General features: G+C 69.7%; 5 protein-coding genes and 1 pseudogene. All 6 read left to right on the top strand.

All coding sequences use genetic code 11. The features are described from left to right. Positions 1-129: 129 nt before the first annotated feature. Positions 130-264: pseudogene (locus G3N92_RS29385) on the top strand (phosphate ABC transporter substrate-binding protein); the annotation flags it as partial. A gap of 425 nt (positions 265-689) precedes the next feature. Then, the gene (locus G3N92_RS29390) at positions 690-1748 is read left to right on the top strand and encodes an ABC transporter substrate-binding protein (protein ID WP_206131084.1); all 1059 of its coding nucleotides are present in this window, start codon (positions 690-692) and stop codon (positions 1746-1748) included. Positions 1749-1781: 33 nt separating this feature from the next. Then, positions 1782-2771 (top strand): quinone oxidoreductase, encoded by a 990-nt coding sequence (locus G3N92_RS29395; protein WP_206131085.1) that lies wholly within the window; start codon positions 1782-1784, stop codon positions 2769-2771. Positions 2772-2894: 123 nt separating this feature from the next. Then, the gene (locus tag G3N92_RS29400; RefSeq protein WP_206131086.1) at positions 2895-4190 is read left to right on the top strand and encodes an MFS transporter; all 1296 of its coding nucleotides are present in this window, start codon (positions 2895-2897) and stop codon (positions 4188-4190) included. Between the two features lie 20 nt (positions 4191-4210). Beyond that, complete coding sequence (locus tag G3N92_RS29405) at positions 4211-4888, top strand: response regulator (protein ID WP_206131087.1); 678 nt, start codon at positions 4211-4213, stop codon at positions 4886-4888. Further along, positions 4881-6239, top strand: coding sequence for a sensor histidine kinase N-terminal domain-containing protein (locus G3N92_RS29410; protein WP_206131088.1), 1359 nt, complete (start codon positions 4881-4883; stop codon positions 6237-6239). Before G3N92_RS29405 ends, G3N92_RS29410 begins: the two co-directional genes overlap by 8 nt. Positions 6240-6467: the final 228 nt, after the last annotated feature.

Genomic DNA, 6467 nt, shown 5'->3' on the forward strand with positions numbered 1-6467 from the left:
GCCGCAGCGGTCTATGGCGCATCGATCGTGTGGTTCATGGCGCGTCCGGACAGCATCTCCGCGTTCGGACTGTTGGACAACAACGATGCGGGCCGACTGCCGGCATTTTTCGCGTTCGGCGTTCTCCGGGCGTTGGCCGCCGATCCGGCGCGGGCGCGCGCGTTGCGGCTGCGGCGCTTCGAGCACTTGCCGGCCGCCGCCTACGATGCGATCGCGCGCTTCGCCGACGAGGCCGCCGCGCTGGGCTATTCCGCGCTGGGCTGAGCGGGCCGATCTCGCCCGATTCGCACTGCCGGTGCGGCCGGCCGGCGTTTCACAGCCGCCATCGGCCTGCCGCCGCGCCCAACCGTCCTCGTCGGTCGGCATGGCGACGGTTATCCACACGGGCGCGGCCGTCCGATCGCATTCCACTCAGCCTCACCCATGCGCCATCGCGGCTTGTCCACAGCCGCCCGCGGCTCGCGCCCTGTGCGCCGCCTGCGTCACAATCCCGCCATCCGCCCGCACCGCCGCCCGATCCCGCCCCGCGCCGAGGGTAAATACCGAGAAAACTCCGGAATCGCTGAAGGGAATCAGAAGGCGTCGGATTTCTATACTTGGCACCGTTGAAGCGGCACCTGCCCGCCGCGGCCCGGCACGACATCGCCCGGCCGCCCGGCAAGGATGCCGCGAGAAGGAGACAGATCCCGATGCGTTCCCTGGTTCGCCCGCTCAGTCGCCCGCTCAGTCGCCCGCTTCGTCCGCTCGGCCGCCTGCTGCTGCTCGCCGCGCTGGCCTGCACGGCCGCGCCCGCCAGCGCCGAGCCGATCGAATTGATGGTCGGCGGGATGTCCAAGATCGTCTACCTGCCCGCGATGCTCGCCTCGCGGCTCGGCTATTTCCGCGACGAGGGGCTCGACGTGCGCGTGCAGTCGGTGCCGGCCGGCATCGACACCTCGACCGAACTGATCGCCGGCGCCGTGCATGGCGCGGTCGGTTTCTACGATCACACGATCGATCTGCAGAGCCGCGGGCAGGACGTGCTGTCGGTGATCGCGTTCGTGCGCGCCGCCGGGCTGGCCGAGCTGGCCACCACGCGGCCCCGCGGCGGCGAGCCGATGCGCTCGATCGACGATGCGCGCGGCCGGCGCTTCGGCGTGACCGGCTTCGGCGCGTCGACCTGGGCGCTCACGCGCTACCTGACGGCGCGCGCCGGCATCGCGCCGGGCGAGTACACCGTGGTGCCGCTGGCCGCCGACACGCGCTTCGTCGACGAGATCACGCACGGCACGATCGACGCCGGCATGGTCGAGGAGCCGACCGCCACGCGGCTGCTGTCGAGCGGCGCGGCGCGCGTGCTGGTCGATCTGCGCAGCGTGGAAGGCACGCGCGCGCAACTGGGCGGCACCTATGTCGGCGCGTGCCTGTACATGCGCCGCAGCTGGGTGCTCGCGCATCGCGACGAAACCGGGCGGATGGTGCGGGCGCTCGTGCGCACGCTGCGCTTCATCGCCAGCCACGACGCGCAGCAGATCGCCGACGCGCTGCCCGACAGCGCGGTGGGCGCCGATCGCGCGGCCTACGTGAAGGCGCTGGCGCTGGCGAAGCCGTCGTTTTCGCCGGACGGGCGCATGCCCGACGACGCGCCGGCGACGGTGCTCAAGGTTCTGGTGTCGAACGGGAGCGGGCTGATGGCCCGCCACGTCGACTTGTCGCGTACCTACACGAATGCGTTCGTCGACGGCACGCAGCGCGACACGTTTCGCTGACGCGGCGCGGGTGATTGAGGAGTGAAGGCGGGCATGAGAGCGATTCGAATCGAACGACACGGCGGGCCGGACGTGCTGCAGCGCGTGGAGCTGGCGGTGCCGGAACCGGGCGCCGGCGAGGTGCTGGTGAAGGTGGCCTACGCGGGCATCAACTTCATGGACGTGCATACGCGCCAGGGCAAGTACCGCGATTCGCGCACGTACCCGGTGCGGATTCCGTGCACGCTCGGCATGGAAGGCTCGGGCGAGGTGGTGAAGGCCGGCGCGGGCGTGACCGGCTTCGCGCCGGGCCAGCGCGTGGCGTGGTGCATCGCCTGGGGCGCCTACGCTGAATATGCGGTGGTGCCGGCCGCGCGGCTCGCGAAGCTGCCGGACGCGATCGCGCTCGACGTGGCCGCCGCCGCGATCTTCCAGGGCTCGACCGCGCATTACCTGCTCGACGACGTGGCCGAGATCGGCGCAGGCAGCACCTGCCTCGTCCATGCGGCCTCGGGCGGCATCGGCCAGTTGCTGGTGCAGCTCGCCAAGCGCCGCGGCGCGACGGTGTTCGCCACCACCAGCACCGAGGAGAAGGCCGCCGTGGCCAGGGCGCACGGCGCCGATCACGTGATGCTTTACGAAGACGGCCGCTTCGCCGACCGGGTTCGCGCGCTGACCGGCGGGCGCGGCGTGGACGTGGTGTTCGACGCGGTCGGCCGCCCGACGCTGCGCGACAGCTTCCGCGCCACGCGGGTGCGCGGCCTGGTGGTGAATTACGGCGCGGTGGCCGGCTCGCTGAACGATCTCGATCCGTACGAATTGGGCGAGGCCGGTTCGCTGTTCCTGACGCGTCCGCGCCTGGCCGATCACCTCGCCGACGGCGACACCGTGCAGCGCCGCGCCGACGAAATCTTCGCGGCGCTGGCCGAAGGCGCGCTGACGATCGAGATCAACGGGCGCTACACGCTCGACGACGTCGAACTGGCGCACGCCGCGCTGGAAGAGCGCCGCCAGCTCGGCAAATCGGTGATGCGGATTCAGTGACGGCAGGGGTCTTCGCGGCCCGGCCGGATTCAGGTTTCAGATTTTCAGACAGACACAAGCCGCAATGGCAGCCCGCCGGGCCGCCGCGGCACGATGCGACCCAGTCGCGAGGACGTTCCCACCATGTCAGCCACTCCTGTCGTCGAACGCCGCGAATCGCGGGCCCGTTCGGTGTTTCGCGCCGTCAGCGGCAACTTCCTGGAAATGTACGACTTCACCGTGTACGGCTATTACGCCGCCGCGATCGCGGCGACGTTCTTTCCGGCCGGCAACGAATTCGTCTCGCTGATGCTGGCGTTCTCGGTGTTCGGCGCGGGTTTCCTGATGCGCCCGATCGGCGCGATCGTGCTCGGCGCCTACATGGACCGTCACGGCCGCCGCAAGGGCCTGATCCTGTCGCTGTCGCTGATGGCGGTCGGCACCATGTGCGTGGCGTTCGTGCCGAGCTATCACGCGATCGGCCTGGTCGCGCCGGCCATCGTGCTGTTCGGGCGGCTGCTGCAGGGCTTCTCGGCCGGCGCGGAGCTGGGCGGCGTGTCGGTCTATCTGGCCGAAATCTCGACCAAGGGCAACCGCGGCTTCTTCTGCTCGTGGCAATCGGCCAGCCAGCAGGTGGCGGTGGTGTTCGCCGCGTCGCTCGGCGTGCTGCTGAACGCGTTCGTGCCGGCGCAGGAAATGACGAGCTGGGGCTGGCGCGTGCCGTTCGTGATCGGCTGCCTGATCGTGCCGTTCCTGTTCTACATCCGCCGCACGCTGCAGGAATCCGACGAATTCGTCGCCCGCAAGCATCATCCGGGCATCGGCGAGATCACGCGCGCGATCCTGGCCAACTTCGGCCTGATCCTGGCCGGCATGGGCCTCGTGATCATGACCACCACCTCGTTCTACCTGATCACGGCCTACACGCCCACCTTCGGCAAGGTCGTGCTGAAGATGTCGTCGTTCGACGCGCTGCTGGTGACGGCCTGCGTCGGCGTCTCGAACTTCATCTGGCTGCCGATCTCGGGCGCCGTGTCGGATCGTTTCGGCCGCCGCCCGGTGATGCTCGCGTTCACGCTGCTGACGGTGTTCACCGCCTACCCGGCGATGCAGTGGCTGGTCGGCTCGCCGTCGTTCGGCAAGCTGCTGGCCGTGGAACTGTGGCTCTCGCTGCTCTACGCGTGGTACAACGGCGCGATGGTCGTCGCGCTGACCGAGCTGATGCCGGTCAACGTCCGCACCACCGGCTTCTCGATGGCCTATAGTCTCGCCACGATGATCGGCGGCTTCACGCCGGCGATCTCGACCTGGCTGATCCACACGACGGGCGACAAGGCCGCGCCGGGTGCGTGGATGGGTGTCGCCGCCGTGTGCGGCCTGATTGCGACGCTGCTGCTGTACCGGACGAAAAGCGCACGGGAACAGTACAAGCTCGCGTAGTGGCAAGTTGGGAGGGATGCGTGAGGCTGTTGCTCGTCGAAGACAATGAGGAGCTGGCGCACTGGCTGGCGAAGACGCTGACGGACGACGGCTTCGCGCTCGATCGCGTGGGCGGCGGCGAGGCGGCCGAGGATGCGCTGCGCGCCTCGAACTACGACGTGGTGCTGCTCGACCTGAACCTGCCCGGCATCTCCGGCAAGACCGTGCTGCGCCGCATGCGCGAGCGCGGCGATGCCACCCCGGTGCTGATCCTGACCGCCACCGGCGCGGTGGACGAGAAGGTGGTGTGCCTCGGCGCCGGCGCCGACGACTACATCGTCAAGCCGTTCGATGCGCGCGAGCTGGTGGCGCGCATCAAGGTGCTGGCGCGGCGGCAGGCGCCGTCGCGCTCGAACCGGCTGCGCTGCGGCAACCTCGTTTACGACATGGATCGCCTGCAGTTCGCAATCGACGAGCAGCCGCTGGTGCTCACGCCGCGCGAACACGCGGTGCTCGAGGCGCTGATCCTGCGCGCCAAGAAAACCGTCTCCAAAACCACCCTGGCCGAATCGGTTAGCGCCGCCGACGCGCCCACCAGCGAGGACGCGATCGAAATCTACGTGTCGCGCCTGCGCAAGAAGCTCGAAGGCAGCACCGCCACCATCATCACGCTGCGCGGCCTCGGCTATCTGCTTGAGGACGGCGCGTCCGATGAATAGCCTGCGCGTCAGGCTGCTGCTCTGGCTCGCGCTGCCGATGACGGTGTTCATCGTCGCGGCCGGGCTGATCACGCGCAGCAACGCGTGGCACACCGCCAATCTCCTGCAGGACGAAGTGCTGTTGTCGGCCGCGCGCGTGATGGCCGGCAACGTGGGCTGGGACGGCAAGGATCTGAGCGCGTCGATCTCGCCGAGCGCGATCGAGATTCTCGGCACGCCGCGCGCCGATCAGGTGTTCTTCCGCGTGCAGGAGATCGGCGGCCCGATGATCGCCGGCACCTCCGATTTCCCGCAGAGCGTGCCGACGGTGTCGCCAACCTGGTACGACGCCATGGTCAACGGCGAGCCGGTGCGCGCCGTGTCGGTGATCCGGCCGATGTACGACGCGGGCGTGACGCGCCGCGTGGTGATCTCGGTCGGGCGCACGCTGCGGCAGCGCAACGCGCTGGTGCTCGCGCTGTGGCGCCCGCAGATGTTCTATTTCTCCGCGATCCTGACGATCGCCGTGGTGCTGGTGTGCCTCGGGCTGACGCTCGAATTGCGGCCGCTCGCGCGGCTGGCGCGGCGCATGCCGGAGCGCGTGCAGACGTCCTCGGTGCGGCTCAGCGTCGAGCCGCTGCGCAGCGAGTTGCGCCCGATCGTGCGCGCATTCAACCAGTGCCTCGAAATCATCGAGAAGCAGACCGCCATGCAGCGGCGCTTCGTCGCCGACGCCGCGCACCAGTTGCGCACGCCGCTGACGCTGCTCGGCACGCAGTTGCAATACGCGCGCCGGCAGAACGATCCCGAGCAGGTGCACGACACGCTCAAGGCGATGGATCGCAGCAACCGCCTGCTGGTCGCGCTGACCAACCAGTTGCTGACGCTCGCGCAGGCCGAGGCGGCCGATTACGGGCAATACGCGGGCGTGCGCGTGGATCTGCGCGAGGTCGCCACCGGCACGATCGAACAGCTTGCGCTGCTCGCGCAGCGCCGCCGCGTCGAGCTCGTCGCGACGCTGGCCGGTGCGGATGCGGTGTCCGTGACGGGCAACGAGCAGTTGCTGTCGGTGCTGGTGTTCAACCTCGTCGACAACGCGATCCGCTATTCGCCCGAAGGCGGCACCGTGACCGTCGCGATCGAGGCCGGCGAGACGATCCTGCTGCGCGTCAGCGACGAAGGCGAGGGCATCGACGCCGCGCTGCGCGAAAAGGTGTTCGAGCCGTTCTTCCGCGCCTCGCCGCAGCCGGGCAGCGGGCTCGGGCTGGCGATCGTGCGCGAGATCGCGCGGGCGCACCGCGCCACGCTGCGCCTCGACGACGGCGCGAACGGGCGCGGCTTGCAGGTGACCGCCGCGTTTCCGCGGGCTTGATGGGGCGCGGCATGTTCGCCGCGCCTGGCCTCCGCCGTACCGCTGGTTTCTTGTGGGTTTCAGCCTTGCGTGCCATGCGTGCCGGGCGTCCAGCCCAGCACCTGCCGCGCTTTCCGGTTCGTCGTTTCGTCGTTGTCGTCGACGATGTTGAATGCGCCCGCCGCTTCGGCGCGCAGTGCGAGCAGGGCGGCGCGCGCTGCGGCGTCGACATGCACGGCCGGCGCGGCC

It is taken from the genome of Burkholderia sp. Ac-20379, from assembly GCF_017104645.1.
GTDB lineage: Bacteria > Pseudomonadota > Gammaproteobacteria > Burkholderiales > Burkholderiaceae > Burkholderia.